General features: G+C 61.3%; 20 protein-coding genes. 17 read left to right on the top strand and 3 right to left on the bottom strand.

Features of this window, described 5'->3' with window-relative positions:
• Position 1 precedes the first annotated feature (1 nt).
• The 12 genes from IGB42_RS00600 to IGB42_RS00545 all read left to right on the top strand — a co-directional run bounded on the left by IGB42_RS00600 (position 2) and on the right by IGB42_RS00545 (position 16,438).
• Positions 2–769 carry an NTP transferase domain-containing protein gene (locus IGB42_RS00600; RefSeq protein WP_159665125.1) on the top strand — a complete coding sequence of 256 codons (768 nt, stop codon included), beginning with the start codon at positions 2–4 and terminating at the stop codon, positions 767–769.
• Entirely contained in the window at positions 769–1,455 is a 687-nt protein-coding gene (locus IGB42_RS00595) for a trans-aconitate 2-methyltransferase (protein ID WP_159665123.1), read from the top strand. The genes IGB42_RS00600 and IGB42_RS00595 overlap by 1 nt, the downstream gene beginning before the upstream one ends.
• Positions 1,456–1,521: 66 nt before the next feature.
• The gene (locus IGB42_RS00590) at positions 1,522–7,707 is read left to right on the top strand and encodes a rhamnan synthesis F family protein (RefSeq protein ID WP_159665121.1); all 6,186 of its coding nucleotides are present in this window, start codon (positions 1,522–1,524) and stop codon (positions 7,705–7,707) included.
• Between the two features lie 209 nt (positions 7,708–7,916).
• Entirely contained in the window at positions 7,917–9,536 is a 1,620-nt protein-coding gene (locus IGB42_RS00585; RefSeq protein WP_159665119.1) for a flagellin, read from the top strand.
• 91 nt (positions 9,537–9,627) lie between these two features.
• Positions 9,628–10,014: a flagellar protein FlaG gene (locus IGB42_RS00580; protein ID WP_159665117.1), complete on the top strand. Its 387-nt coding sequence runs from the start codon at positions 9,628–9,630 to the stop codon at positions 10,012–10,014.
• 39 nt (positions 10,015–10,053) lie between these two features.
• Positions 10,054–12,369 carry a flagellar filament capping protein FliD gene (gene fliD / locus IGB42_RS00575; protein ID WP_159665115.1) on the top strand — a complete coding sequence of 772 codons (2,316 nt, stop codon included), beginning with the start codon at positions 10,054–10,056 and terminating at the stop codon, positions 12,367–12,369.
• Between the two features lie 31 nt (positions 12,370–12,400).
• On the top strand, positions 12,401–12,865 hold the full coding sequence (fliS, locus tag IGB42_RS00570) for a flagellar export chaperone FliS (protein WP_159665113.1): 465 nt from the start codon (positions 12,401–12,403) through the stop codon (positions 12,863–12,865).
• Positions 12,852–13,169, top strand: a complete 318-nt coding sequence (fliT, locus tag IGB42_RS00565; protein WP_159665111.1) for a flagellar protein FliT — start codon at positions 12,852–12,854, stop codon at positions 13,167–13,169. The genes fliS and fliT overlap by 14 nt, the downstream gene beginning before the upstream one ends.
• Positions 13,170–13,317: 148 nt before the next feature.
• Positions 13,318–13,722 (top strand): DUF2802 domain-containing protein, encoded by a 405-nt coding sequence (locus IGB42_RS00560; RefSeq protein WP_159665109.1) that lies wholly within the window; start codon positions 13,318–13,320, stop codon positions 13,720–13,722.
• A gap of 39 nt (positions 13,723–13,761) precedes the next feature.
• Positions 13,762–14,892 (top strand): flagellar hook-length control protein FliK, encoded by a 1,131-nt coding sequence (locus IGB42_RS00555; protein ID WP_159665106.1) that lies wholly within the window; start codon positions 13,762–13,764, stop codon positions 14,890–14,892.
• 3 nt (positions 14,893–14,895) lie between these two features.
• Positions 14,896–15,228 carry an EscU/YscU/HrcU family type III secretion system export apparatus switch protein gene (locus IGB42_RS00550; RefSeq protein WP_159665104.1) on the top strand — a complete coding sequence of 111 codons (333 nt, stop codon included), beginning with the start codon at positions 14,896–14,898 and terminating at the stop codon, positions 15,226–15,228.
• A gap of 79 nt (positions 15,229–15,307) precedes the next feature.
• Positions 15,308–16,438, top strand: a complete 1,131-nt coding sequence (locus tag IGB42_RS00545) for an MFS transporter (protein WP_159665102.1) — start codon at positions 15,308–15,310, stop codon at positions 16,436–16,438.
• 20 nt (positions 16,439–16,458) lie between these two features.
• Here the strand turns inward: IGB42_RS00545 and IGB42_RS00540 are convergent, their stop codons facing one another.
• On the bottom strand, positions 16,459–17,808 hold the full coding sequence (locus IGB42_RS00540; RefSeq protein ID WP_159665100.1) for a sodium-dependent transporter: 1,350 nt from the start codon (positions 17,806–17,808) through the stop codon (positions 16,459–16,461).
• Between the two features lie 233 nt (positions 17,809–18,041).
• Here IGB42_RS00540 and uvrC point away from each other — a divergent pair, with 233 nt between their 5' ends.
• Complete coding sequence (gene uvrC, locus IGB42_RS00535) at positions 18,042–19,895, top strand: excinuclease ABC subunit UvrC (RefSeq protein WP_159665098.1); 1,854 nt, start codon at positions 18,042–18,044, stop codon at positions 19,893–19,895.
• 106 nt (positions 19,896–20,001) lie between these two features.
• Here the strand turns inward: uvrC and IGB42_RS00530 are convergent, their stop codons facing one another.
• Positions 20,002–20,460, bottom strand: a complete 459-nt coding sequence (locus tag IGB42_RS00530; RefSeq protein WP_159665096.1) for a GNAT family N-acetyltransferase — start codon at positions 20,458–20,460, stop codon at positions 20,002–20,004.
• A gap of 47 nt (positions 20,461–20,507) precedes the next feature.
• The gene (locus IGB42_RS00525) at positions 20,508–20,981 is read right to left on the bottom strand and encodes a DUF4442 domain-containing protein (protein ID WP_159665094.1); all 474 of its coding nucleotides are present in this window, start codon (positions 20,979–20,981) and stop codon (positions 20,508–20,510) included.
• A 142-nt stretch (positions 20,982–21,123) separates the two neighbouring features.
• Between IGB42_RS00525 and IGB42_RS00520 the strand changes: the two genes are divergently transcribed.
• The 4 genes from IGB42_RS00520 (at position 21,124) to aroF (ending at position 24,942) form a co-directional block, all read left to right on the top strand.
• Positions 21,124–21,924 (top strand): thioredoxin family protein, encoded by an 801-nt coding sequence (locus tag IGB42_RS00520; RefSeq protein ID WP_159665091.1) that lies wholly within the window; start codon positions 21,124–21,126, stop codon positions 21,922–21,924.
• Between the two features lie 94 nt (positions 21,925–22,018).
• Complete coding sequence (gene pgsA, locus IGB42_RS00515; protein WP_159665088.1) at positions 22,019–22,588, top strand: CDP-diacylglycerol--glycerol-3-phosphate 3-phosphatidyltransferase; 570 nt, start codon at positions 22,019–22,021, stop codon at positions 22,586–22,588.
• 7 nt (positions 22,589–22,595) lie between these two features.
• The gene (locus IGB42_RS00510) at positions 22,596–23,759 is read left to right on the top strand and encodes an MFS transporter (protein ID WP_159665085.1); all 1,164 of its coding nucleotides are present in this window, start codon (positions 22,596–22,598) and stop codon (positions 23,757–23,759) included.
• Positions 23,760–23,925: 166 nt separating this feature from the next.
• Positions 23,926–24,942: a 3-deoxy-7-phosphoheptulonate synthase gene (gene aroF / locus IGB42_RS00505; RefSeq protein ID WP_159665082.1), complete on the top strand. Its 1,017-nt coding sequence runs from the start codon at positions 23,926–23,928 to the stop codon at positions 24,940–24,942.
• The last annotated feature ends 30 nt before the right edge of the window (positions 24,943–24,972 follow it).

Genomic DNA, 24,972 nt, shown 5'->3' with positions numbered 1-24,972 from the left:
CATGAACAAGGTGCCACCGCTTGCCGTCATTCTTGCTGCAGGCATGGGAACCCGACTGGGTGAGCAGGGCCAGCTGGCGCCCAAGGGCTTCCTGCAGTTTGGCGAGGACGGCCCCATCATCGAGCGCTCGCTGGCGCAGATGCAGGATGCAGGTGTCGAGCGGGTGGTGATCGTTACCGGCCACCTGCAGCATTTCTATCAGGAGCTGGCGGCGCGCATGCCGGGCTTGATCGAGTTGGTCCATAACCCGCTATACGCCGAATCGGGCAGCATGTATTCGCTGCATACCGCGCGGGAGCGGCTGACCGAAACCTTCTGGCTGTTCGAATCCGATCTCGTCTACGAGCGCAAGGCGCTGGATGAACTGGCTAGGGTGCACAGCGGCAGCGCATTGCTGCTGTCCGGCCCGACCGGCTCGATGGATGAAGTCTATGCCGAGGCCAGTGGCGATCTGCTGGTCAATCTGTCCAAGGATCGCAGCCAGCTCGGTGCCAACGTGCTGGGCGAGCTGGTGGGCATCAGCCGTATCGAGCCGGACTGCTTTGCGCGCATGGTCAGCCACTCGGAGCAGGTATTCGCCAGCACGCTGAAGCTGGAATACGAGCAGGCGTTGGTGGGTGCCGCGCGTGGCGGGCCGGTGCGCTGCCAGCTGGTCGAAGACCTGGCATGGTCCGAGGTGGATACCGAAGCGCACTGGCAACGGGTGAATGACCGCGTTTACCCCGAAATCCTGCGCCGCGATGCCGCGCATGCAACGGGAGTGCGCTGATGCAGAACTGGCATGCAATCTGGAACCGCCGGCAGGGTGAGCTGGGTAGCGATGCGCTGCAGTCGCTGATCGAACTCGATGGCTTCGATGCCGGTGCCGGACGCATCATCGCGGCAGACTGGCGCGCCTATGTGCACCTGATCGCGCAGCGGCTGCATCTGCAAGCCGGCCAGGGCGTGTACGAAGTGGGCTGTGGTGCCGGTGCGTTTCTTTATGCACTGCAGGAGCTGGGCGTGCACATCGGCGGCCTGGATTATTCGGCCAGTCTGGTTGCCAAGGCCAGCGAAGTGATGCCGGATGGCGACTTCACGCATGGCGAGGCGGTGCAGATGCCGCTGGAGCCCGTTTACGACGTGGTGCTCGCCAATTCAGTATTCCATTATTTTCCTGATCAGGATTATGCTGCACAGGTGTTGCAGCGCATGCTGGACAAGGCCACGCGCATGGTGGCGATTCTGGAAGTGCCCGACTTGGCCTCGCGTGATGAGGCCGAGCGTATCCGGCGCGACAGCCTGAGCCCCAGCGCCTATGAAGAGAAGTATCGCGGCCTCGCGCATTTCTACTACGACCGCAGCTGGTTTGCAGATTTCGCCGCGCAGCGCGGCTACCATTGCCAGGTGTTCGATCAGTGCATTCCCAACTATGCGCAAAGCCCGTTCCGCTTCAACTGCCTGATCACCAAGTAATACAGGTGGCGCCCCCGTTGTATCGGGTGCCTTCCTTTCCAACTTCACGTCGGACTGCTATCCCGCATGACTGAATCCACTCGTCCCGAAATCACTTTCTTCTTCACCGACAATTGCGAGCGGCAAACAGTCGAGCCGATCGCGCAGGAGGCGCAGAAGCGCGGCTTTCCGGTACGTTTCAGCAGCGATTTGCGCGAGCGCGCGGTAATCGGCATCTATTGCCAGCATGCTTGCCGTCCCAACGCCAGTTTCTCGATGATCATGCTGCACGATCTGGCGCAGCGCCACGATATCTGGCCGCATTTCTGGATGCACGAGCCATGGAACGAGTTCGATGTCGGCATCCTGCCGGGCGAGGCCTGGGTGCAACGCTGGCGCAGCCAGGGCATGCTGCGCGTGGCGCAGCCCCGGTTGGGGGTGTTCGATATCGGCTGGCCCAAGGCCGACCTGATCTACCGCAACCGTGACGAATTTGCCGTCAAGGCACAGCAGTTGCGCGAAACACTGGGCCTCAAGCACGAAAAAACCGTGCTGTACGCACCATCGTGGGAAAACCACGGCAAGCAGGACGATTTCGTCCGCAGCCTGATGGATATGCCGGTGAACCTGCTGCTCAAGCAGGCCCCGTGGGCACCGTCGTATACGCAGGTGTGGGAAAACATCCGCAAGATGAATGCGCTGCATCAGGGCATTGCCGACAACGTGCATATTGTCGACCCTGAAATCAGCATCATGTATTGCATCGGCATATCTGACCTGCTGGTATCGGATGAATCCAGCGTGCTGATCGAGGCATCGCTGTACGAGGTACCCAGCGTAGCGGTATCGGACTGGCTGATTCCTGATCGCGAGCCGCCGCGCTTCGCTTCGGTGCCGTTCGATCATGTGCGCAAGACCACCCGCGCACAGCTGCGCGATACCGTCGAGGCCATTTTGGCCGATCCGCTGCAGGCCCGGCGCGATGCTGCGCAATTGCGTGATTTCCACTTCAGCCATTTCGGGCAAAGTGCCCAGCTGGCGGTGGATCTGATCGAGAGCGCGGTGGATGGCATTGCACTGACTGTGGCGCCGCTGGGGCTGGAAGCGGCACCGCAACCGTTGCCGGTTGCCGCGCCTGCACCTGCCGCAGCGCAAAGCGGGCCGTATCACTTCAATACCCAGTTGCGCATCTTCGAGCGCCAGCGCTCGGGCAACTTTGCCTACAACGATGGCGACCAGGTGGAAAACCGCCTGTACGACATCGTCACCCAGGCCAAGGATGTTTCGGTCGGCTCGGATGAACTGTTCAGCCGCGCCAATGATTGGCCTACCTTCTATCACCTGAGCCCGGCACGTGCCAACCTGATGCGGCCGATCGAGCACAATCTGCAAGGCAAATCCGTGCTGGAGCTGGGCTCCGGCTGTGGCGCGATCAGCCGCTTCCTGGGTGAAGCGGGCTGCACGCTGACCTGCGTGGAAGGCAGCCGCCGCCGTGCGGCCATTACCGCATCGCGTTGCCGCGACCTGCCCAACGTCAAGGTGTTCAACGATAACTTCCAGGATTTCCAGCCGGAAGAACTGTTCGATGTGGTGACCCTGATCGGCGTGCTCGAATACAGCCGCGTCTTCATCAAGGGGGATGACCCGATCGCCACCGCGCTGGCGCTGGCGCAGTCTTTCCTCAAGCCCGATGGCGTACTCATCGTGGCCATCGAGAACAAGCTGGGCCTCAAGTACTGGGCCGGTGCGCCGGAAGATCACATCAGCATTCCGTTTTTCGGGCTGGAAAGCCTGTATGGCAGCAATACCGCGGTCACCTTCGGCCGGCGCGAGCTGGAGCGGGTGCTGAAGAAGGCTCATTTCAGCGAAACCGAGTTCTATTACCCGTACCCGGATTACAAGCTGCCGAACATGGTGCTGACAGAGCGCGCCAACGAATCGGGCGAGCCGGGCCTGTATAACCTGCTGGCTGCGGGCGCTGCCCCTAACCAGGCACTTGAATACGCGCGCACCTTCTCGGAAGGGGCGGTGTATCGCGGGCTACTGGAAAACGGCCTGCTGGGCGATCTGGCCAACTCCTTTCTCGTGATCGCGAAGAAGGGTGCAGGCAATTGGCAGTTCAACCAGCAGGATCTGGCCTTTGTCTATTCCACCGGCCGCCGCAAGCCGCTGTCCAAGGAAGTGCGCATCGTTGCCACAGAGCAGGGTACGGTTGTGCGCCGCCGCTTGCTGCACGCCCAGCAAAAACCGGCATGGATGAAGTTTGCCCGTGAAGAACCGCTATTGCCTGGCGAGCTGCTGTTCAATCAGTTGTTGCCCATCGTCAACCGCGAAGGTTGGGGTGTCGAAGAGCTGGTGCAATGGGTACGGCCATTCGTGCAGGTGCTGGAACAGAAGAGCAAGAAGCGCGGCGCACGGCGCATGGTGCCGGGTGAATTGCTCGATGCCAGTCCGTTCAACCTGATTGAAAACCAGGGCAAGTACACACTGTTCGATCTGGAATGGCAGTTGTGGGACGAGATCGACCTCGCCCTGCCGCTGTTCCGTGGCCTGTTCCATAGCTTGAACAAGCTGGGTACGGTGGCGCCCCCGCGCCCGGGCACGCCGACATCGATTGTCGATCTGTCCGCAGCGATCGCGGAGCGCGTTGGCGTCAAGGTCGACGTCGATGCACTGCTGGCACAGGATGTGGAATTCCAGCGCCAGGTGGTGGTGTTCTGCCCGGCGCCGGCCAATTTCCGCGCGGCCCACCTGGATATCCGCATCCAGCCTACCCAGCTCAAGCGTGCATACCTGAAAGGCCAGAGCGCAGCAGCGCCACACGCGCAGGCGGTCGTGCAACCGCCGGCGCAACCGGACGGCCGCATCGCCGTGGTATGCCATATTTATCACGAAGACCTGTGGCCGGCGTTTGTCGAGGTACTGCGCCGGCTGCCCACGAATGCCACGTTCTTCTTCACCACCGTGACCGCGAAAGCGCCGCTGGTGCAGCCGCTGCTGGAACGGGATTTCCCCGGTGCCATGCTGGTCATCTGCGAAAACCGCGGCCGCGATGTCGGCCCGCTGTTTACGCTGCTCAAGCACGCGCGGCTGGAAGATTTCCGCTACGTGCTGAAAATTCATACCAAGAAATCGCCGCATCTGGACAATCGCGAGGGCGCGGACTGGCTCCGCACCAGCCTGACGCAACTGGTACCGGATCATGGTGTGGAAGCTTTGCTGTCCACGCTGGATGCCAAGCCCGAAGTGGGCCTCGTCGGCCCGGCCGGCATGCTGCTGAGCGCGCAGTTGATGATAGGCCGTCACGGCGAGAATTACCCGGGCATGAAGCGCTGGGCCAAGCGCTTCGATTACGACCTGGATGAAGCGGATTACTCGTTTGTTGCCGGCACCATGTTCTGGGCACGCGGCGCCATTTTTGGCGTATTGCGCGAACTGGGCGTGCAGCAATCGGATTTCGAATCGGAAGCAGGCCAGCTCGACGGAACGCTGGCCCACGTGATGGAGCGCATGTTCCCGCTGGCAGCACGGCGCTGCGGTCTGACCACCACATCGATCGACGCGTTGCCACTGCCCAAGCCGGTGGAAGAAGAAACGCTGTCCTCATATGCGCAGTGGCTGTCCGGCTTCAACCTGAGCACCGAACAGGGGCATCTGTTCGATGCCCTGATCGAAAGCTGGCCGAGCCGCCCCAATATCATGCCGGTGCTGGTTGACCGTGCCGGCGATATGGCTGCATTGATCCAGGGCATCAAGACCTTCAGCAAGCAGCTGTATGCGTCGGACCACCTGCTGATCGCCACGCCATTGCCGGTGCCGCCGGGCGGCGCAGGCAGCAATGTGCACTGGCTGCAATACCAGGGCGACCCGGCTGCAGCGCTCAATGCCGCAGTAGCACAGCTCGAATGCGACTGGCTGTACGTGGTGCCTGCCGGCGATGTGCTGCAACCTGAAACCATGCTGTTCGTTGCCCAGCACCTGATGGCGGATGACCGCCTGCGGGTGCTCTACACCGACGAAGACGTGCTGGTGGCCGACGGCCAGGTGGACAATCCATCGCTGTTCCCGGATATCAACGTCGACTGGCTGCGTAGCCGCCCCTACATCGGCGATGCGTTTGCTATCAGTCGCGCCAGCTGGCTGAAGGTGGGCGGGCTCGATAGCGAGCATGGCGTCTGGGCGGGGCTGGACCTGATCTGGCGCGTGTTCGAGCAGGAAGGCATGCATACCATTGGCCATATCCCGCAAATCCTGCGGCATGCGCAGGCACCGCTGCATGGCCGCTGGCATGTGCCGGAGATTGCCCAGGCGGCTGCGCGCGTTACGCTCGCGCACCTTACCCGCTGCGGTATCGGTGCGCAGGTCCATGCATTGCAGTCGGCCAACCGCGTGCTGTACCAGCATTCGGACCAGCCGCTGGTTTCCATCCTGGTTCCCACCAAGGATCAACTGCCGGTACTGCGCCGCTGCCTGGAAAGCCTGCTGGAAAAAACCACATACCCGAATTACGAGCTGATCGTCATCGATAACAACAGCGAAACCGAAGATGCCATCGGTTACCTGAACGGCCTGGTAGCATTGGGCAGTGATCGGGTCAGGGTGCTGCGCTATCCGGAACCGTTCAATTTCTCCGCAATCAACAACGCGGCGGCCAGCGAAGCGCGTGGCGACTACCTGGTGTTGCTGAACAACGATACAGCCATCACCCAGCCGGACTGGCTGGAAAACCTGCTCAACCATGCGCAGCGACCGGAGGTCGGCATCGTTGGCGCCAAGCTGCTGTATCCGGATGGCCGCATCCAGCACGGTGGCGTGGTGCTGGGCCTGCGCGGCCCGGCCGATCACCCGTTCATCGGCATGCCGGGCGATGCGGAAGGCTATATGTTCCGCATGTTGTTCGATCAGAACTACAGCGCGGTGACCGCAGCCTGCCTGATGATCCGCAAGTCGGTTTACTTCGATGTGGCCGGCATGGACGAAGAAGCATTCAAGGTGTCGTACAACGATGTCGACCTGTGCCTGAAAGTGCACCAGGCGGGGTACCTCGCCGTGTGGACGCCACACGCGGTGCTGATGCACGAAGGCAGCGTCAGCCAGACACAGATCGACCCGGCAAAGCAGGAAGCCAAGCGCAAGCGCTTCCAGGGCGAGCAGGATGCGATGCTGCATAAATGGCTGCCGCTGCTGGCGCGCGATCCGGCGTATAACAAGAACCTCAGCCTGAATGGCAACGGTTTCGAGATCGAGCCGCGCTCGTTGCTGACCTGGCAACCGCTGACTTGGCGGCCGGTGCCGGTGGTGGTTGCGCATCCGGCAGACAGCATGGGCTGCGGCCAGTACCGCGTGATCCAGCCCTTCATGGCGATGGCCAAGGGCGAGCGGCTGACGGGCGGCATGTCGTGGGAACTGCTCAACCCGCTGGACCTGGAACGCATCGCGCCGGACGTGCTGGTGTTGCAGCGACAGATCACCGATGACCAGTTCCAGTTCATGAGCGGCTTCAAGAAGTTTTCCAGCGCCTTCAAGGTGTACGAGCTGGATGACTATCTGCCCAACCTGCCGATCAAGAGCGTGCACCGCGCGCACATGCCCAAGGACATCATGAAGGCATTGCGCCGGGCGCTGACGCAGGTGGACCGTTTTGTCGTCTCCACCGGCCCGCTGGCGGAAGCCTATGCAGGGTTGCACCCGGATATCCGCGTGATCGAAAACCGCTTGCCGGTCGACTGGTGGTCGGGCGTGCAGAGCCAGCGCCGCGTGGGCCGCAAGCCGCGTGTGGGCTGGGGTGGCGGTTCCAGCCATACCGGCGATCTGGAATTGATCACCAGCGTGGTGAAGGAACTGGCGAACGAGGTAGAGTGGGTGTTCCTGGGCATGTGCCCGGAAGTGCTCAAACCTTATGTGCACGAATTCCATTCCGGGGTGCCGATTGCTGAATACCCGGCCAAGCTCGCCAGCCTGAACCTGGATCTGGCCGTGGCGCCGCTGGAACACAACCAGTTCAACGACTGCAAGAGCAACCTGCGCTTGCTGGAATACGGTATCTGCGGCTTCCCGGTGGTGTGCACGGATATCGTCTGCTACCGCGGCGATCTGCCGGTGACGCTGGTAAAGAACCGGCACAAGGACTGGGTGGAGGCGATCCGCGAACACCTGGCCGATCTGGATGCCACGGCTGCGCGCGGTGATGCGCTCAAGCAGGCCGTGCTGCAGCACTGGATGCTGGAAGGCGATCATCTGGATGCATGGCGTAAGGCATGGTTACCGGATTGATGGCTGCCGGACCGGCTTGCAGCGCCGGCCGGTAACGGCTGGCGCTGCTGTCGGCGTGACGCCGACTAACCTTTGTGGGCCCTTATGTTAGGGCCCACATCATTTTTTACTAAAGTTTGTTTACAGGGTGCCGATACAGCAAACAAGGATGCACGTCTGCATCCGACGCAGCATCTCAAAGCATTGTTCTCTCGTGAGGAGAAACCATCATGGCAGCAGTAATTAACACCAACGTTGCGTCGCTCAATTCGCAACGTAATCTGAATAACTCGCAAAGCAGCCTCAACACCTCGCTGCAGCGTTTGTCCTCCGGTCTGCGCATCAACAGCGCAAAGGACGATGCCGCAGGTCTGGCGATTTCGCAGCGCATGACATCCCAGATCAAGGGTATGGATCAAGCGCAGCGTAACGCCAACGATGGCGTATCGCTGGCGCAAACCGGTGAAGGCGCGTTGTCGCAAATGGGCGACATCCTGCAGCGTATCCGTGAACTGGCCGTGCAATCGGGCAACGCAACACTGTCCTCCAGCGACCGCCAGGCCACCAACTCCGAAGTCAGCCAGCTGACTGCGGAACTGGATCGCTTTGCGACCACCACACAGTTCAACGGCCAGAAGCTGTTCGACGGTTCGTTCACATCGGCCACCTACCAGGTGGGTGCCAATGCCAACGAAACCATCACCGCAACGACTTCGAATCTGCGCACCAGCCAGTACGGTACCTACCAGATCGGTAACGGTAACGGTACCGGCACGCTGACCACCAGCCACTTCGTGACCGGTGCCGGCGGCCAGGCTGCCGGTGCAACCGGTACTGTCAACGCCAGCAGCGGCGCGGTGACCACATCGGGTACATTCAGCATCAACGGCACCAGCATTTCGGTGTCGCAAACGGATATGGCCAGCGACATCGCTGCCAAGATCAACCAGGCCAACACTGGCGTGAAGGCTTCGGCCCGTACTGAAACCGTCGTTTCGATGGGTTCCGGTTCGTACACGCTGGCTGTGGCATCGAAGAGCTCGACCTTCCAGTCCGTCACCTTCAACGTGACCGACGCGGACAAGGACGGCACGATCGAGGCTGATGACTATCAACAAGCCATCTCCGCGTTCAACCAGAAGTCGTCGCAAACCGGTGTGACCGCTCAGCTGGCTACCTTCAAGGACAGCTCGGGTACCACCACTTACGGTATCAAGCTGACCAACGACGATGGCTCCAACATCGTGCTGAGCTCGGCCAGCGGTGCAACCAGCGGCTTCGGCGCTACCGTCAGCGGCTGGAACTTCGACAACGCATCGTCGAACGGTTCCGATCAGCGTCTGACCGCTTCGTCGGTGGCCTCCGCCGGTTCGGGCAAGGTGACCTTCGCCGGTCAGGTCGTGCTGAACTCGTCGAACTCGTACTCGCTGACCACCAAGACCGCAGCGTTTGCTTCGGGTGTGTTCTTCACGAGCGCCGGTAATGCAACCGGTTCGGTGTTCGGTGCCGGCTCTGGCTTCTCGTCGGATCTGAAAACTGTTGAAAAGCTGGATGTGTCGACCATCGAAGGCGCAACGCAAGCACTGCGTATCGTTGACGATGCACTGACCAACATCAACGAGCAACGTGCGAAGTTCGGTGCCCTGCAAAGCCGCTTTGCAGCAACGATTTCGAACCTGGCCACAACGTCTGAAAACCTGAGTTCTGCGCGAAGCCGGATCCAGGATACGGACTTCGCGTCGGAAACGGCGAACCTGACCAGATCGCAGATCTTGCAACAAGCCGGTACAGCGATGCTGTCGCAAGCCAACTCGCTGCCGCAACAAGTGCTGAGCCTGCTGCGCGGTTAAGCAGTCTGAGGTAAGCTTTCACCCTAGGTGAGTAGTGTGCCCCGGCCCGGTCAGTCCGCGCCGGGGCATTCCCGCAGAAGGATTGTTCATCATGCAAATCCCGTCCCTTTCCGGCCTGACCGCCAGCGCGATACCGTCGGTCGCTGATCCCTCGCAACGCCAGAGCGCTCCGGTTCCTACGGGCCAGAGTGATCTGCAGTCACTGAATGTCGCAGCCACCGCAGTACCGGCCAGCGATCCGTCGCAACGCCAGCAGTCGCTGGAAGACGCGGTCAAGAAATTGAACGATACGGTCAAGGTGTTCTCCAACAGCAACAGCCTGCAATTTTCGATCGATGAAGATACGGGCGTGCAACTGGTGAAAGTGATCGATACCAGCACCAAGGAAGTGGTAAGGCAGATACCTACTGAAGAAGCTTTGACGATTGCCAAAGCCATTGATCAGTTCAAGGGCATGTTGATTAAAGAACAGGCGTAAACGGCCGATTCTGGTTGTATCTAGCAAGAGGGTTTCATCATGACGGCGATCACATCAGCAGGTATCGGCTCCGGCCTTGATATCGAAGGCATCATTACGCAGTTGATGGCAGTAGAAAAAGCGCCGCTCAATAAACTCGCCACGCAAAGCAAGAACGATCAAACCAAGATCTCTGCTTTGGGTTCCTTGCAAAGTGCGCTTTCCACTTTTCAGGCCCGCGTGTTGTCGCTATCGAGCGCCAGCACCTACAAGAGCGTGAAAGGGTCGTTGGGCGATAGCGCCATCGGCACGGTAAGCACCATTTCCATCGCCCAGGCCGGCAGCTACAGCCTGGCGGTATCCCAACTGGCACAAAGCCAGAAGCTCAAGACCGATGCGGTGTTTGCCAATGCCAGCGATCCGGTCGGGCAGGGCAAGCTGTCGATCCAGTTCGGCTCGGTCACCGGTGGCGCCTTCATGGCCAATGGCGACAAGGGCGCGTTCGATATCACCATCGACAGCACCAACAATACGCTGACTGGCCTGCGCGATGCCATCAATGCCAAAAGCGCCGGCGTGACCGCATCCGTCATCAACGACGGCAGCGGCTTCCGCCTGTTGCTCAGCTCTACCGACAGCGGTAGCGCCAACGGCATCAAGATCACCGTGGACGACAGTGCCGGCGGTAATTCGGATGCGACCGGTCTGTCGCGCTTTGCCTACGATCCGCTTTCCGACGATGCCACCAACCAGCTGACGCAAACCCAGGCGGCGCAGGATGCCAAGTTCACGCTGGACGGCATCGACATCGTCAAATCCAGCAATACCGTCAACGACGTGCTGCAGGGCGTGACGCTCAACCTGACCAAGGTCAGTGCGCTTGACAGCAGCAGCACCCCAAAGCCGGTTCCCACCACGCTGACCATTGCGCGTGATACCACCGGCATCGGGCAATCGGTGCAGGATTTCGTCAAGGCTTACAACGACTTTGGTTCCGCTTTGAGCGACCTCAGTTTCTACAACAAGGATGCCACCGACGATAGCCAGAAGGCCGGTATCCTCAATGGCGATTATGTGGTGCGTTCGCTGCAGAGCGCATTGCGCCAGTCGATCAACCAGCAGCTCGGCGAAGGGAGTTATTACCAGAGTCTGAGCGCGGTCGGCATCAGCTTTGACGACAAGGGCAAGATGTCGCTGAATACGGCCAAGCTCAACACCGCGCTGACCAGCCGCCCCGATGATGTGGCCAACCTGTTCGCGGTGAACGGCTCCACCACCAACTCGCAGGTGACTTACACCGGCTCCAGCAGCGTGACCAAGCCCGGCGTGTATGCAGTGAGCATCACCAGCCCGGCCACGCGCGCCAAGATTTCCGGTAACGAAGCGCTGTTCAGCAAGGTGGATTCCTCCAATGAAGCGCTGGCCGTGACTTTGGGCAGCGACAATATCAACCTGACCATCCCCAGCGGCAGCTACACGCGCTCGGGCCTGGCCACCGCCATCCAGCAGCAATTACAGGCGCAGGGTGGCCCCGACGACGCGTTTGCCGTTGCCTACAACACCAGCTCCGGCAAGTTCGACATCACGCGCAGCAGCGTGGCCAGCCCGGGTACGGTCACCGGTTCACAAGCGGCTGCATTCACCACGAAAAGCGCGCTCAATATCCATGCCGATAGCGGTAGCAACAATGGCAACGACACGCTGATGGTGGCGGTGGACGGCACATCGTCCGGCCAGATCCAGCTCACCCCGGGTGATTACGCCAGCCCGGCGGCGCTGGCGGCTGAAATGCAGTCGAAAATCAACGGTGACAGCAGCCTGAAAAAGGCTGGCGTATCGGTAACCGTCACCTACAACCAGCAGACCGGCGCATTCGACATGCAGTCGAACCGCTACGGCAAGGCATCCAATATCCAGGTGACCAGCGTGGGTGGCGATGCACTCGCTACTTACGGCCTCAAGTTCCTCAATGCCGACGGTACCGATGTTGCAGGCACCATCAATGGCGAGCCGGCAAAGGGCAATGGCCAGACCATGACCGGTACGGGTGCGTCGGAAGGGTTGCAACTGAATATCAGTGCCACCACCGTGGGTGATTACGGCACCGTATCTTTCAGCCGCGGCTTTGCCAGCCGTCTCGACCAGACCATCTCCAGCCTGCTGGCCAGCGATGGCCTGCTGCAAAGCCGCATCAATGGCCTGAACAAGGATGTCAAGAACATCGATGCCAAGGGCGTGGTGCTGAACCGTCGCTACGAAGAAACGGAAAAACGCTATCGCGCGCAATTTACCGCGCTCGATTCGCTGGTGGCATCGATGAAATCCACCAGCAACTTCCTGACTCAGCAACTGGCAGCATTGAGCAGTCTGAACTAATGAAACCCCAAAATACCGGGAAGGAAAAACCATGACGGCAGCGGTCAAGAAAGCACTTGATGCTTATGGCAAGCAAAGCCTCGAAAATGCCGTTGAGACTGCCAGTCCGGGCCGCCTGGTCGTGATGCTTTACGACGGCGCGATCAAGGCAACCCAACTGGGCAAGATCCATATGCAGAATGGCGACATCCCCAACAAGGGTGCCGCAATCAGCAAAGCCATCGCCATTGTCGACGAAGGTTTGCGGCTGGCGCTGGACAAGGAAAAGGGCGGTGAACTCGCCGACAACCTTGATGCGCTGTACATGTACATGCTGGGCCAGCTGTTTGAGGCCAACCTGAACAACAAGCCCGAGCTGCTGGATGAAGTGGCTGGCCTGTTGCTGCAACTGCGCGAGGCGTGGGAGAGCATTACCAGCAATGTGTCGCAGGTACCCGTTGCAACACAAGCGCCCACTGATCGTGGCGATAACGCATTGAGCTATGGCCGCGCCTGACCTGATTACGCTGTTGCAGGCGATGCACGTGCTGGCCGGGCGCCTGGTGGACGCGGCCGGCCGTGCCGAATGGGATGAGGTATTCGAGCAACTGCCCGCTTGGCAGACGCTGCAGGGCGGTTTGCGTGACATCAACTGGCAGGCGCTGCCCACGAATGAGCGCCAGATGCTGGCCGATGAGTTGCGGGCGATGCAGCAGCAGATCGAACAACTGGTGGCACAGGCCGAGGCTTGGCGGCCCGAGCTTGCCGCGTTGCTGCAGGACAATACCAATGCATCCAGACTGCAGCAGACCTATCGCTGATGCAGTTGATGCACATGGGTAACACCGTATGGCCGTGGTCATGTGCGAACGCGGTAAGCTTCGGCGGTTCAGTTAGGTTTTTGCTTCCGGTGTTGCGTATGATTCCATTCATAGGCACGTTGTTTGAGCGTGCGCTGGAGCGAAAATCATGAATGGTATCGTCGTGACCTGGCAGCAGTTGCTGTATCTGGGCCTCGTCCTGATCCTGTTCTACGTGGCCGAATTGCTGTTGTTTCTGAAGAAGGCCGGCCGGAACAGGCTGGGGCGTGAAACGCACCACCAGATCGAAGTGCAGCAAGGCGAGATTGCTGCGCTGCGCCAAGAGGTGGAAGGCCTGAAGGTGCGCCTGGCGGCATTGCAGATGCAGCAGCCTGCGCTGATGCACGGCGGCCTTGCTGACGAGCTACTACCGCAGCCGGATGATGAAACGCCGTACGCGCAGGCCATCCGCATGGCGCAGCTGGGTGCGGATGCCAACCATGTGGCCACCGCATGCGGCCTGACCCGCGGCGAGGCTGATCTGATCGTCGCGCTTTACCGTCGCCCGGAATAATCGCTGTCGTCCGGCAGCGGCCAGCGCGCAGGAGCCATCATGCTACCCGGCAATTCAGCAGCCAGCCTGCTGCAGCAATACCTGAAAACCCAGCAACAGGGTTTGTTCGACGTGATCCGGCCAGAAGCCGGTGATCTGCGTTTTTCAGTTGGTGAAAGATTGCAGGCCACGGTAACCGGGCAATTGCCTGGCGGGCGCTTTGCCGTACTGGTCAAAGACCAGTTGCTGGATCTGAACCTGCCACGCAATACCGAGCCGGGCGAGCAGCTGGAGCTGGACGTGGTGTCGGATCAGCCCAAGCTGACCTTTGCGCTGGTTTCCCGTCAGCCGCCAGCCGCCGCGCAGCAGCAAACTCCCGGTGCGACACTCCCGCAACAGCCGCCAAGCGCGGAGCAAGCCGCATTCAGCAAGGCTGGCCAGTTTCTCAGTACCGTGCTGACTGCCGAGGGTGAGCAGACCAGCGCGGTGCCGCTCAGCCAGACTGTGCCCTTGTTCGAAGGCGAACCGGACCCGGCACAGATTGCCGGCAAGCTGCAGCAGAAAATTGCTGAAAGCGGGTTGTTCTACGAATCACATCAGGTTGAATGGGCAGGCGGGCAAAGACCGCTACAGGCTTTGTTGAGGGAGCCGCAGAATCAATCCTTGCCGCATCTGGCACAGCCGCAGGTACCCGCACAGCAACTGGTCGCAGATGAATCCGTTCCGCAAAATGCCGGCCTGCTGGAACGCCAGGGCCAGGTGGCGCAAAGCATGCAAGTTGCCGATGATGGTGCGCCGATCCGCAATCTGGTGCAGCAGCAACTGAACGCACTCGAACAGAAGCCGCTGGTATGGCAGGGCCAGGCGTGGCCGGGCCAGCCGATGCGCTGGCAAATGCAGCTGGATAATCATGCGGAGCGCGAAGCGGGCGGCGATATCGGAGCGGATGCAATGCGCTGGCAAAGCCGGCTCGATCTCGATCTACCCAGCCTGGGTGCGGTTTCCATCAGTACGGACCTGTATCAAGGGCGTTTCTCGCTGCGTTTCGATGCGCAAACGCCCGAGGCTGCCGAGCGCCTGAAAGCCGGCCAAGCCCTGCTTGGCAAGCAATTTGCGGCGGCGGGCCTGACCTTGGCTGCCACGCCGCTGTTTGCCGTTGCCGAGGAAGAACACGCCGGGGAGGCCGGCTGATCCATGGCACGCAAGCTGCAGCGCCAGACAAGTGACCGGCAGAGTGCCGTTGCGCTGGCTTACCAGGAAGGCACGGCATCCCCGCGTGTGGTGGCCAAGGGCAAGGGCATCACCGCTGAAAAGATCATCGAGAAGGCCAAGGAAGCCGGCGTGTTCGTGCACGAATCCCCGGAGCTGGTTTCGCTGCTGATGCAGGTTGATCTGGACCAGCGCATTCCTCCTCAGCTGTACCGCGCCATTGCAGAGCTGCTGGCCTTCGTTTACCAGATCGAACGGGGTGGTGATGCAAGCGCCCCGGTATTTTCCCTAGCTGACCTTGAAGACAAATCGGCGTAATAAGTAAGTACATACTTATATTTGGTTTGCATCGCCCGACTGCGTCAGCCGGGGTGAGTAACCAGCCAGAAAAAACGCCATGACTTCATCCGCCTTGCGCAGAGCCCCGTACGCGGTGGCCGCACTTTTCTTCCTGCATGGACTCAACTACGGCAGCTGGGCGGCGCGCCTGCCTGCGCTCAAGGCCCGCCTGGCCATTTCGGATGCCGAGGTGGGGTTCTTCCTGCTGGCCAGCGGCCTGGGTGCGGTGTTTTCCTTCCCCGTTACTGCCACCTTGCTGCACAAGCTGGGCGCAAAACGGCTGTGCTGGTTGATGAGTGCATTGCTGCCGCTATTGCTGATTGCGCTGGCTTTCGTGCCCAGCTACCCGCTGGCCATGGCGATCATGGTGTTCGAAGGTGTCTGTGCCAGTTGCCTCAACGTGGCAATGAATGCGCAGGCGGCCGAGATCGAGCTGCATGGCGGCCGTGCCATCATGTCGCGGCTGCATGCAACATTCAGCCTGGGCATGCTGGCAGCCGCGATGATCGCGGCGGCGCTCACCCATTTCACCTCGCAGGTGCAGTTGCATTTCATGCTGGTAGCGGTGCTGATGTGGGCTGCAGCGCTCTGGGCGGGCGGCCAGTTGCTGGCAGATTCACCACGCAGCGAGGTGGACGTGGTGCGCAGGCCTTTCTCGTTGCCTACCGGCGCCGCGTTGTGGGTGGTGGTGGCCGTGTTCGGCGGCACCATCGTCGAAGGCTCTATGGCAGACTGGACCGCGCTGTACCTGAAGGAGCGCACCGGCGCCACCGAATCGCTGGCAGCCTGGGGGTTGGCGTGCTTCTCGATCACCATGCTGCTGACACGCTGGTTTGGCGATCTGGCCCGCACGCGCATCGGGCCACGGCGGCTGTTGCTGGGTGGTGGCCTACTGGCTGGCCTGGGCCTGGGCGGTGCGGTGCTGGTGGGTGGCTATGTGGCTGGCCTGCTGGGTTTCGTGATGGTGGGGCTAGGCGTGGCGGCCGTATCGCCGTGCCTTTACCAGGTGGCTGCACGCCAGGGGCCGGTGGCGCTGGCCGCAGCAACGACCACCGGCTCCGTCGGTTTTCTGGTGGGCCCACCCATGATCGGTTTCATCGCCCATCATCTGCACTTGGGCTGGGGGCTGGGCTTTGTGGCGCTCAGCGCCGGCCTGATCGCCTACGCGGCAACGCGCATCGACTGGTAGCTTGGCGCCGGATAGGGTGCTCAGAACACATTCAGGCCCTTGAGCAGGATCACTGCAACCAGCAACGGCGCCACGTAGCGCGTCAGCAGGTACAGCAGCCCGATGATGCGGGTATTCTGTAACTGCCCATGATTGCTGAGTGCGTCCCGCAGCTTGGGCAGGCCATACACCCAGCCCGCGAACAGCGCGATCAGGATGCCGCCCAGCGGCAGCAGGATGTTCGAGCTGATGAAGTCGAACAGCTCGAAAGGGTTCAGTCCGAACAGTTTCCAGCCTGCAGTTACACCGTGTGACAGCGCCGCAGGTACGCCCAGCAGCGCGATGGTGAACAGGGTGACCAGCGTGGCCTTGCGGCGATGCCAGCCCAGGCGTTCGGTCAACATGGCAACCGGTACCTCCAGGATGGACAGGATGGCACCGGTGGCGGCAATCGCGGTCAGCACGAAGAACAACGTCATGAAGAGGCTGCCGCCCGGCATGCTGTAGAACACTGCCGGTATGGTCATGAATACCAGCGATGGGCCAGCCGACGGCGCAAAGCCGAAGGCAAAGACCGCCGGAAAGATCGCCACGCCTGCCAGCAGCGACACACTCAGGTCGGCCAGCATCACCCGCAACGCGGTGGCGGGGATGTTCTGCTCATCGCGGAAATAGCTGCCGTAGGTGATCATCGTACCCATGCCGATGGACAGCTTGAAAAATGCCAGCCCCAGTGCAGTCAGCACCACGCTGGTGGTGATCTTGCCAAAATCGGGCTGCAGCAGGAAAGCCAGCCCGGCCATCGCCCCCGGCAAGGTCAGGCTGCGCACGCACAGCAAAAACAGCAGCAGGAACAAAAGCGGCATCAGCCGCTTGGTCACCGCTTCGATGCCCTTCGATACCCCCAGCATGATGATACCGCCGGTAAACGCCAGCACCAGCCACTGCCATAGCAGTGCCTGCCACGGCGAGCCCACCAGCGCGCCGAATGCGGCCGCTGCGCTGTGTGGATCGGTAAATTGCAATTGGCCCCTGAGCGCCTTGACGATATACGCAAACACCCAGCCGGCCACTTCGGTATAAAACGCCAGGATCAGCACTGCCGCCAGCAGTCCCATGTAGCCGATGCTTTGCCAGAGCGGCTGGCGCGGCGCCAGTTGCGCGAGGGTGGATACCGCGTTGGCGCGCGCGGTGCGGCCCAGCATGATTTCGGCAATCATCACCGGCAGCCCCACCAGCAAGGTGGCCAGCAGATACACCAGCAGGAAGCCTGCGCCACCGTTGGTGCCGGTCAGGTAAGGAAATTTCCAGATATTGCCCAGGCCCACCGCAGAGCCGAGCGTGGCGACGAGTACGCCGAAAGTGGACGTGAATGCATCACGTTGCGACATTGTTCCATCCTTGACTGGCCATGATAGGGCACAAGACACGCATGCATTGCCCGCCGCGGGCAGCGGCTGGCTTGGGCACGGCGGCAAGGCGCACAAGGTGCCCGTGGCAACAGGTAGCGTCCATGCGGGTTTTCATCAGCGTAGACCAGCGGCACAGGGTGCGGCAGCGCCTATCTGCACGGCGCCTGCGCAATCGGCGGTTTTTCCTGCCGCGCTGCCGGTAAAATGGCGGCATGGATGCTGAAACCAATCTTGTGCCCGAAGCCCAGCCAGACGAGCGCTGGGCCAGGCTGGTCGCACATGTCAAAACCTTGCCCAACCTGCCCGGCGTGTATCGCTATATCGCTGCCGACGGCACGGTGCTGTACGTGGGCAAGGCGCTGGACCTGAAAAAGCGCGTGGGATCGTATTTCCAGAAAAATGATCAGAGCCCGCGCATCCGGCTGATGCTCACCCATGTGGACCGCATCGATACCACCGTGGTGCGTTCGGAAGCCGAAGCGCTGGTGCTGGAAAACAACCTGATCAAGGCGCTGGCGCCGCGCTACAACATCCTGTTCCGCGATGACAAAAGTTATCCCTACCTGGTGATCACCGGGCACAAGTCACCACGGCTGGCGTACTACCGGGGCGCGCTGGACAAGCGTAACCAGTATTTCGGGCCGTTTCCCAATGGCTATGTGGTGAAGGAATCGATCCAGCTGCTGCAGAAGGTATTCAAGCTGCGCACCTGTGAAGACACGGTATTTGCCAACCGCTCGCGCCCCTGTCTGCTGCACCAGATCAAGCGCTGCTCAGCCCCCTGTGTCGATTTCATCCAGCCGGAAGATTACCGGCGTGATGTCGGCAATGCCGAGCGCTTTCTCAACGGCAAGGGCAACGAGCTGCTGGTGGAGCTGGAAGCGCGCATGCAGGCGGCATCGGACAATTGGGATTTCGAAACTGCTGCCAGCCTGCGCGATCAGGTGCAGGCGCTGGCAAAGATCCAGGAGCGCCAGTTCGTATCCAGCAATACCAACGCGCTGGATGCCGACATCATTGCCTGTGTGATCGAACAGGGCACGCTGTGCCTGAACCTGGCCATGGTGCGTGGCGGCCGCCACGTGGGCGACAAGAACCTGTTCCCCACGCATGCCGAGGATTACGATGCGGCCGAGGCGCTGGGCGCCTTCCTGGCCCAGCATTACCTGGACCGCAATGTGCCGCCGCTGCTGCTGTGCCACCCGGCGCCATACGACGCCGAGCTGATTGCCACGCTGCTGTCCGACCAGGCTGGCCGCAAGGTCATCATCAACAGCAACCCGAATGGCGAGCGCCGCATATGGCTGGAAATGGCCACCAAGAACGCCGAGCTGGCCATCCTGCAGCGCCGTGCGCAGGCCGCCAGCCAGTCTGGCCGGCTGACCGCACTGGTGGAGGCGCTCAACCTGCCGGAGGAAACGCAGCGCATCGAGTGCTTCGATATCTCGCACACCATGGGCGAGGCTACGGTGGCGTCGTGCGTGGTGTTTGATCGTGGCGACATGCAACCGAAGGAATATCGCCGTTACAACATCGATGGCATCACCGGGGGTGATGACTACGCCGCCATGAAGCAGGTGCTGACGCGCCGCTACGGCAAGGTGGCCAATGGCGAGGGCAAGATGCCCGACCTGATCCTGATCGACGGCGGCAAAGGCCAACTGACGCAGGCCGAGGAGGTGCTGGCCGAAGTAGGGCTGACGCAGCCCGTCCTGCTGGGTGTGGCCAAGGGCGAAACGCGCAAGGCCGGGCTGGAGCAACTCATCGTCGCCACCACCCATGCAGTAATCCGCCTGCCCGCCGACCATGCCGGCCTGCATCTGGTCCAGCAGATCCGCGATGAGTCGCACCGTTTTGCCATCACCGGGCATCGCGCGCGTCGCGCCAAGGCACGGGTGGCATCCAGCCTGGAAGAGATCGAAGGCGTGGGCCCCAAGCGGCGACAGAAGCTGCTGGCGCGTTTTGGCGGGCTGCAGGGCGTGAAGGCCGCCGGCGTGGACGACCTGATGCAGGTCGACGGCATCAATGCCGAGCTGGCCGAACGCATCTACGCCGCGCTGCGCTGAGCGCCCGTCATGGACGCCGGGGCCATCAGCGGCGGATCACCGGTAGCAGACACCCCGCCCGGGCCTTTTTTGCCTGCCTTGGCAAGCGGCTACCGGCTCTTGCCGCTTACGGCGTGTTTGGCCCGGTGGGGCGGTACACCATGATTTCCTCGTCCCCGGCCATTTCGCCGCTGGCTACCCAGCCGCAATGCCGGTAGAAACCATATGCACGCACGGCTGAATCCGGGTTGGCGGTCAGCCAGATATGCTGGTGGCCGCATTCCTGCAGCCATTGCGTTACCCGCGTCAGCAATGCGCGTCCTATGCCCAGTGCTTCGAATTCTGGCAGCACTGCCAGCACCAGCATTTCACCGCTGCTGCGATCACCACTGGCAAAGCCGACGATCTTGCCGTCCACTTCGTATAACCAGCCGCGGATTTGCCCGGTGGCAAGGGCTTCTGCTGCACTCTCGGGCGTGACGCCGCGTGCAGCCAGTTCGGCCACGCTCATGGCGTTTTCGCGCGTACGGGCACGCAAGTCGAACAGGGCGGGGAAGTCGGCGGCGCGGGTTTCGCGTATCGGCATCAGGCAGGCATCGGCAAAGTGAAGGAAGGCATTCCGACCGCCTGTTGTCAGGCAGGTTCCGCCAGCGCCTGGCGCGCCTTGGGTTTTTTGCGCATGTAGAGTGTCTTGGTCACCCGTGCAACGGTTGCACCGTGATGATCGACGATATCGACGACGAATTCGGGCAGGTATTTGTTGCCCTCGGCGGTATTGGCGCGGATGTCCGCCAGCGTGGTTTCTTCCAGCCGGAAGCGCGCCGTCACCACGCCGCGCCCTGGCGCCAGGAAATCGATCTTCGCGCTCTGATCCCACACGAAGTAATCGCGGCCCAGGATATTCATCAGCATCAGCATGTACCAGGCATCGGTCATCGCAAACAGGCTGCCGCCAAAATGCGTGCCGACATCGTTGCGATTGTACCAGCGCAGGCGTAACTCGACATCGACTGCACGGTAGTCGGGATTGATGCGGGTGGCGTGGATGCCGGTCAGCAAAAACGGCGGCCACACATTGACGAGGTGGCGGAAAAGGCTGGCGTTCATCGCGGGCATTCCATGGTGTGAGCCACCAACATATCAAACGATCGTTTTTTTCAATGCTGTTTTCAATCTGCATGCGCCCCTGCTGTCATGTTCGGCTGTCCGCCGCGACTCATGTTCATCCGCAAACTCCGGGCACCGTGCCATGAATCACTTCCCGCTGTATCGGGCCTGCTCGCTGATCGCCATTGCGGGCGCTTCGGCGCTGCCTGCACTCGCTTCAGGCGAAGCGGTACCAGCTTGCCGCAGCGTCTTGCTGCACAGCAGCCCGCATCCACCCGTGCTGGTCGAGCTGTATACCTCGGAAGGCTGCAGCAGTTGTCCGCCGGCTGATCGCTGGCTGGGTGGACTGCAAGCGTCAGGGCTGCCCCGCAAGGCTGTGTTGCCATTGGCGTTTCATGTCGACTACTGGGATTACATCGGCTGGCAGGACCGCTTTGCAAGCGCGGCTTATAGCCAGCGCCAGCGGGCCAGGGCAGCACTGGGCGGTGCGGCGTTTGTCTATACCCCGCAGTTGCTGGTGGATGGGCGCGATAACCGCAACTGGCACCAGGGGTATGCCGCATTGCACGCAGCGCGGCCCGCGCGCACTGCGCTGATGCAACTGCAGTTGCAAGCCGCCGCGGGCGGTGTGGCGGTGGAAGTGGATGTGCAGCAGGCGGGAAAGGGGCAACTTTACCTGGCGCTGTATGAGGACAAGCTCGATAGCCAGGTAAAAGCGGGCGAAAACAGCGGCCTGCTGTTGCAGCATCATGCGGTGGTGCGGCAGCTGCTTGGCCCGTTCAACCCGGCAGCGGATGGCCATTTGCACCGCAGCGTGCAGCTGGCGTTCGCGCCAGGGCAAAAGCCACAGTACAGCGGCGTGGCTGCATGGCTGGAGGATGGCGCAGATGGGCAGGTTTTGCAGGCGTTGAGCGCAGATTGCAATGTTGTTGCAACGCACTAGCCAATAGTAACGTCACTCATTCTTGCCGTGTACTTCGCGCCAGCCGGCCAAGCAGCTAAAATGCGGCATTTCCCGCCCACCGGATCGCGCGCCGATGCCGTTCAACCTGCCCATTTTCCTCACTTGGCTGCGCGTGGCGCTGATCCCGGTCTTTGTCAGCCTGTTCTACCTGCCGGCCAATATGCCCCCCATCGAAGTGAAAAACATGGTTGGCACGCTGATTTTTGCGGTGGCTGCACTGACTGACTGGTTTGATGGTTATCTGGCGCGGCGCTGGAACCAGACCTCCAGCTTCGGTGCGTTTCTCGATCCGGTTGCCGACAAGCTGATGGTGGCCGCCGCGCTGATCCTGCTGGTGGAAATCGACCGCGCGCCGGCGTGGCTGGCGGTGATCATCATCGGCCGTGAAATCACCATTTCCGCTTTGCGCGAGTGGATGGCGCAACTTGGCAAGTCCAAGAATGTTGCCGTTGCCTACATTGGCAAACTGAAAACCGCGGCGCAGATGATCGCCATCCTGCTGCTGTTGTGGTGGGGACCGCTGCTGCCAGGCGTTTCCACCCAGCTGATCGGCATGATCGCGCTGTATGTCGCGGGGGTGCTGACCATCGTGTCGATGTTCTATTACCTGCGGGTTGCGGCGCAGCAGTTCAAAACGCACTGAGGTTTTCATGCCATTCAAACCAGCCGCCGGTCTGTTCGCGATCGGCGGTTTTTATTTTTGCTATTTCGCCTTCACCGGGCTGTTCCAGCCTTATTGGGGCGTGTATCTGGCTGCGCTGTCGTTTCCCGCCTGGCAGATCGGCATCCTCACCTCGCTCACGCAGATAAACCGCATCTACGCGCCTGCCATCTGGGGCTGGCTGGCAGACCGTAGCGGCAAGCGCTCGCTGATCCTGCGCATCGCCGGCATCGGGGGCGTCAGCGGTTTTTTCTGTCTGCTGTTCGTACACGGCTTCATCGGCATCTTTGCTGCCGTATGGCTCGCCACCTTCTTCTGGAGTGCTGCCTTGCCGCTGGTAGAGGGGCTGACCATGGCCAAGCTCAAGGGCGACAGTGGCCGGTATGCGCGCGTGCGGGTGTGGGGCTCGATCGGCTTCGTGGTGTCGTCGGTGCTGGCCGGTTACTGGATGCAGGCGCATGGCATCGCTACCTTGCCGATGGTGGTGGTGCTGGTGATGAGCGGGCTGGCCATCTGCGCATGGCTGTTGCCGGAAGCACCGGCGGCACCAGCCAGCCATGTGCACGCTGCCGGCTTCCGGCAGATCATCGCGCGGCGCGAAATCCAGGTGGTGTTTGGCTGCTGTTTTCTGATGTTGCTGTCGCATGGGCCGTACTACAGCTTCTATTCCATTTTCATCACCGCGCATGGCGCCGCCAAGAGCAGCATAGGCTGGCTATGGGCGCTGGGTGTGATGGCCGAAGTTTGCGTATTCCTGATCATGCCGCAGCTGACTGCGCGCTGGTCGGTACGCGGCTTGTTCCTGTCGTGCTTCGCGGTGGCGGGGGCGCGCTGGTTGCTGATCGGCTTCGGCGTGAACAGCATGGCCTTGCTGATGCTGGCGCAACTGGGGCATGCATGGAGCTTTGCCATCTGCCATGCCACCGCAATGACCTATGTGCACAAGCATTTTGCCGGCCCGCATCAGGGCAAGGGGCAAGCGCTGTACATCGGCGCATCGTTCGGGCTGGGCGGCAGCATTGGCGGCATGCTGGCCGGCTGGGCGTGGGAGCCACTGGGCGGTACCTGGTGTTTCGTGCTGGGTGCGGTGGTGGCGTTGCTGGGCTGGCTGATTGCCGCCATCGGCCTGCCCAGGGTGCCCCGGCCGGCCTGAGCGTGCAGGCCGGCAAATCGGCCACGCGTGGCTGGCGGTCATAACCATACCCTATCCTTTTTGCAAGGCAATCCTGACACCCTTTTTTCAGGATTTGCCCCAATATGGATGATGGCGGCTATCGCCTATCGTCAGATCAATCGCCCAAACCTGCAAAGAGCTATCCATGATCATCGTGATGCAACGCCAGGCCACCCCGGAACAGGTCGATACCGTGGTGCAATACATCCGTTCCTGCGGCTTGCAGGAGCACCTGTCGCGTGGTGCCGAGCTGACCATCATCGGCGCCATCGGCGACGAAAACAAACTCGATCTCGCCCATCTGGAAATCCTGCCCGGGGTGGAACGTGCCACGCGCATCGCCAAGCAGTACAAGATCGTGGCGCGTGATACCAACCCGCAAGGCACCATCGTCAACGTGCGTGGCCTGCCCATCGGTGGTCCACAGATCCAGATCATCGGCGGGCCATGCTCGGTGGAAACGCAAGAGCAGATGGATCTGGCCGCCGAGGCCGTTGCTGCCGCCGGTTGCAGCATGATGCGTGGCGGCGCGTTCAAGCCGCGCACCAGCCCGTATGCGTTCCAGGGCCTCGGCGTGACCGGGTTGGAGTATTTCCAGAAAGCGGCAAAACGCCACAACCTGCCCATCGTGACCGAGCTGATGGACGTACGCATGCTCGATACCTTCATGAAGCACGATGTGGACGTGATCCAGATCGGCGCGCGCAATATGCAGAACTTCGATCTGCTCAAGGAAGTAGGGCGCGTGAACAAGCCCGTCATCCTCAAGCGCGGCTTGTCGGCAACGATTTCGGAATGGCTGATGGCAGCCGAATACATTGCCGCCGGCGGCAACCACAACATCATTTTCTGCGAGCGCGGCATCCGCACGTTCGAAACCGCCTACCGCAACGTGCTGGACGTGACTGCCATTCCGGTGATCAAGCGTGAAACGCACTTGCCGGTGATCGTCGACCCCAGCCATGCAGGCGGCAAGGCCTGGATGGTGCCGGCGCTGTCGCAGGCAGCTGTTGCCGCCGGTGCCGACGGCCTGCTGATCGAAATGCACCCCAACCCCGCAGATGCGTGGTGCGATGCCGATCAGGCGCTCAACCCGGGCGAGCTCAAGTCGCTGGTGACCACGCTATCCGCAATTGCCCAGGCCATCGGCCGCCATATCTAGCGCCATGCGTGGCCCCCGTGGCACTTGCAG

This window comes from Andreprevotia sp. IGB-42 (assembly GCF_009848685.1).
Classification (GTDB): domain Bacteria; phylum Pseudomonadota; class Gammaproteobacteria; order Burkholderiales; family Chitinibacteraceae; genus Andreprevotia.
This window is presented reverse-complemented; position numbering and strand designations above follow the sequence as displayed.

Bases quoted from the DNA above. Each gene is read 5' to 3' on its own strand.
- IGB42_RS00600 (WP_159665125.1), top strand. From the start codon at position 2: ATGAACAAGGTGCCACCGCTTGCCGTCATTCTTGCTGCAGGCATGGGA.
- IGB42_RS00595 (WP_159665123.1), top strand. From the start codon at position 769: ATGCAGAACTGGCATGCAATCTGGAACCGCCGGCAGGGTGAGCTGGGT.
- IGB42_RS00590 (WP_159665121.1), top strand. From the start codon at position 1,522: ATGACTGAATCCACTCGTCCCGAAATCACTTTCTTCTTCACCGACAAT.
- IGB42_RS00585 (WP_159665119.1), top strand. From the start codon at position 7,917: ATGGCAGCAGTAATTAACACCAACGTTGCGTCGCTCAATTCGCAACGT.
- IGB42_RS00580 (WP_159665117.1), top strand. From the start codon at position 9,628: ATGCAAATCCCGTCCCTTTCCGGCCTGACCGCCAGCGCGATACCGTCG.
- fliD (WP_159665115.1), top strand. From the start codon at position 10,054: ATGACGGCGATCACATCAGCAGGTATCGGCTCCGGCCTTGATATCGAA.
- fliS (WP_159665113.1), top strand. From the start codon at position 12,401: ATGACGGCAGCGGTCAAGAAAGCACTTGATGCTTATGGCAAGCAAAGC.
- fliT (WP_159665111.1), top strand. From the start codon at position 12,852: ATGGCCGCGCCTGACCTGATTACGCTGTTGCAGGCGATGCACGTGCTG.
- IGB42_RS00560 (WP_159665109.1), top strand. From the start codon at position 13,318: ATGAATGGTATCGTCGTGACCTGGCAGCAGTTGCTGTATCTGGGCCTC.
- IGB42_RS00555 (WP_159665106.1), top strand. From the start codon at position 13,762: ATGCTACCCGGCAATTCAGCAGCCAGCCTGCTGCAGCAATACCTGAAA.
- IGB42_RS00550 (WP_159665104.1), top strand. From the start codon at position 14,896: ATGGCACGCAAGCTGCAGCGCCAGACAAGTGACCGGCAGAGTGCCGTT.
- IGB42_RS00545 (WP_159665102.1), top strand. From the start codon at position 15,308: ATGACTTCATCCGCCTTGCGCAGAGCCCCGTACGCGGTGGCCGCACTT.
- IGB42_RS00540 (WP_159665100.1), bottom strand. From the start codon at position 17,808: ATGTCGCAACGTGATGCATTCACGTCCACTTTCGGCGTACTCGTCGCC.
- uvrC (WP_159665098.1), top strand. From the start codon at position 18,042: ATGGATGCTGAAACCAATCTTGTGCCCGAAGCCCAGCCAGACGAGCGC.
- IGB42_RS00530 (WP_159665096.1), bottom strand. From the start codon at position 20,460: ATGCCGATACGCGAAACCCGCGCCGCCGACTTCCCCGCCCTGTTCGAC.
- IGB42_RS00525 (WP_159665094.1), bottom strand. From the start codon at position 20,981: ATGAACGCCAGCCTTTTCCGCCACCTCGTCAATGTGTGGCCGCCGTTT.
- IGB42_RS00520 (WP_159665091.1), top strand. From the start codon at position 21,124: ATGAATCACTTCCCGCTGTATCGGGCCTGCTCGCTGATCGCCATTGCG.
- pgsA (WP_159665088.1), top strand. From the start codon at position 22,019: ATGCCGTTCAACCTGCCCATTTTCCTCACTTGGCTGCGCGTGGCGCTG.
- IGB42_RS00510 (WP_159665085.1), top strand. From the start codon at position 22,596: ATGCCATTCAAACCAGCCGCCGGTCTGTTCGCGATCGGCGGTTTTTAT.
- aroF (WP_159665082.1), top strand. From the start codon at position 23,926: ATGATCATCGTGATGCAACGCCAGGCCACCCCGGAACAGGTCGATACC.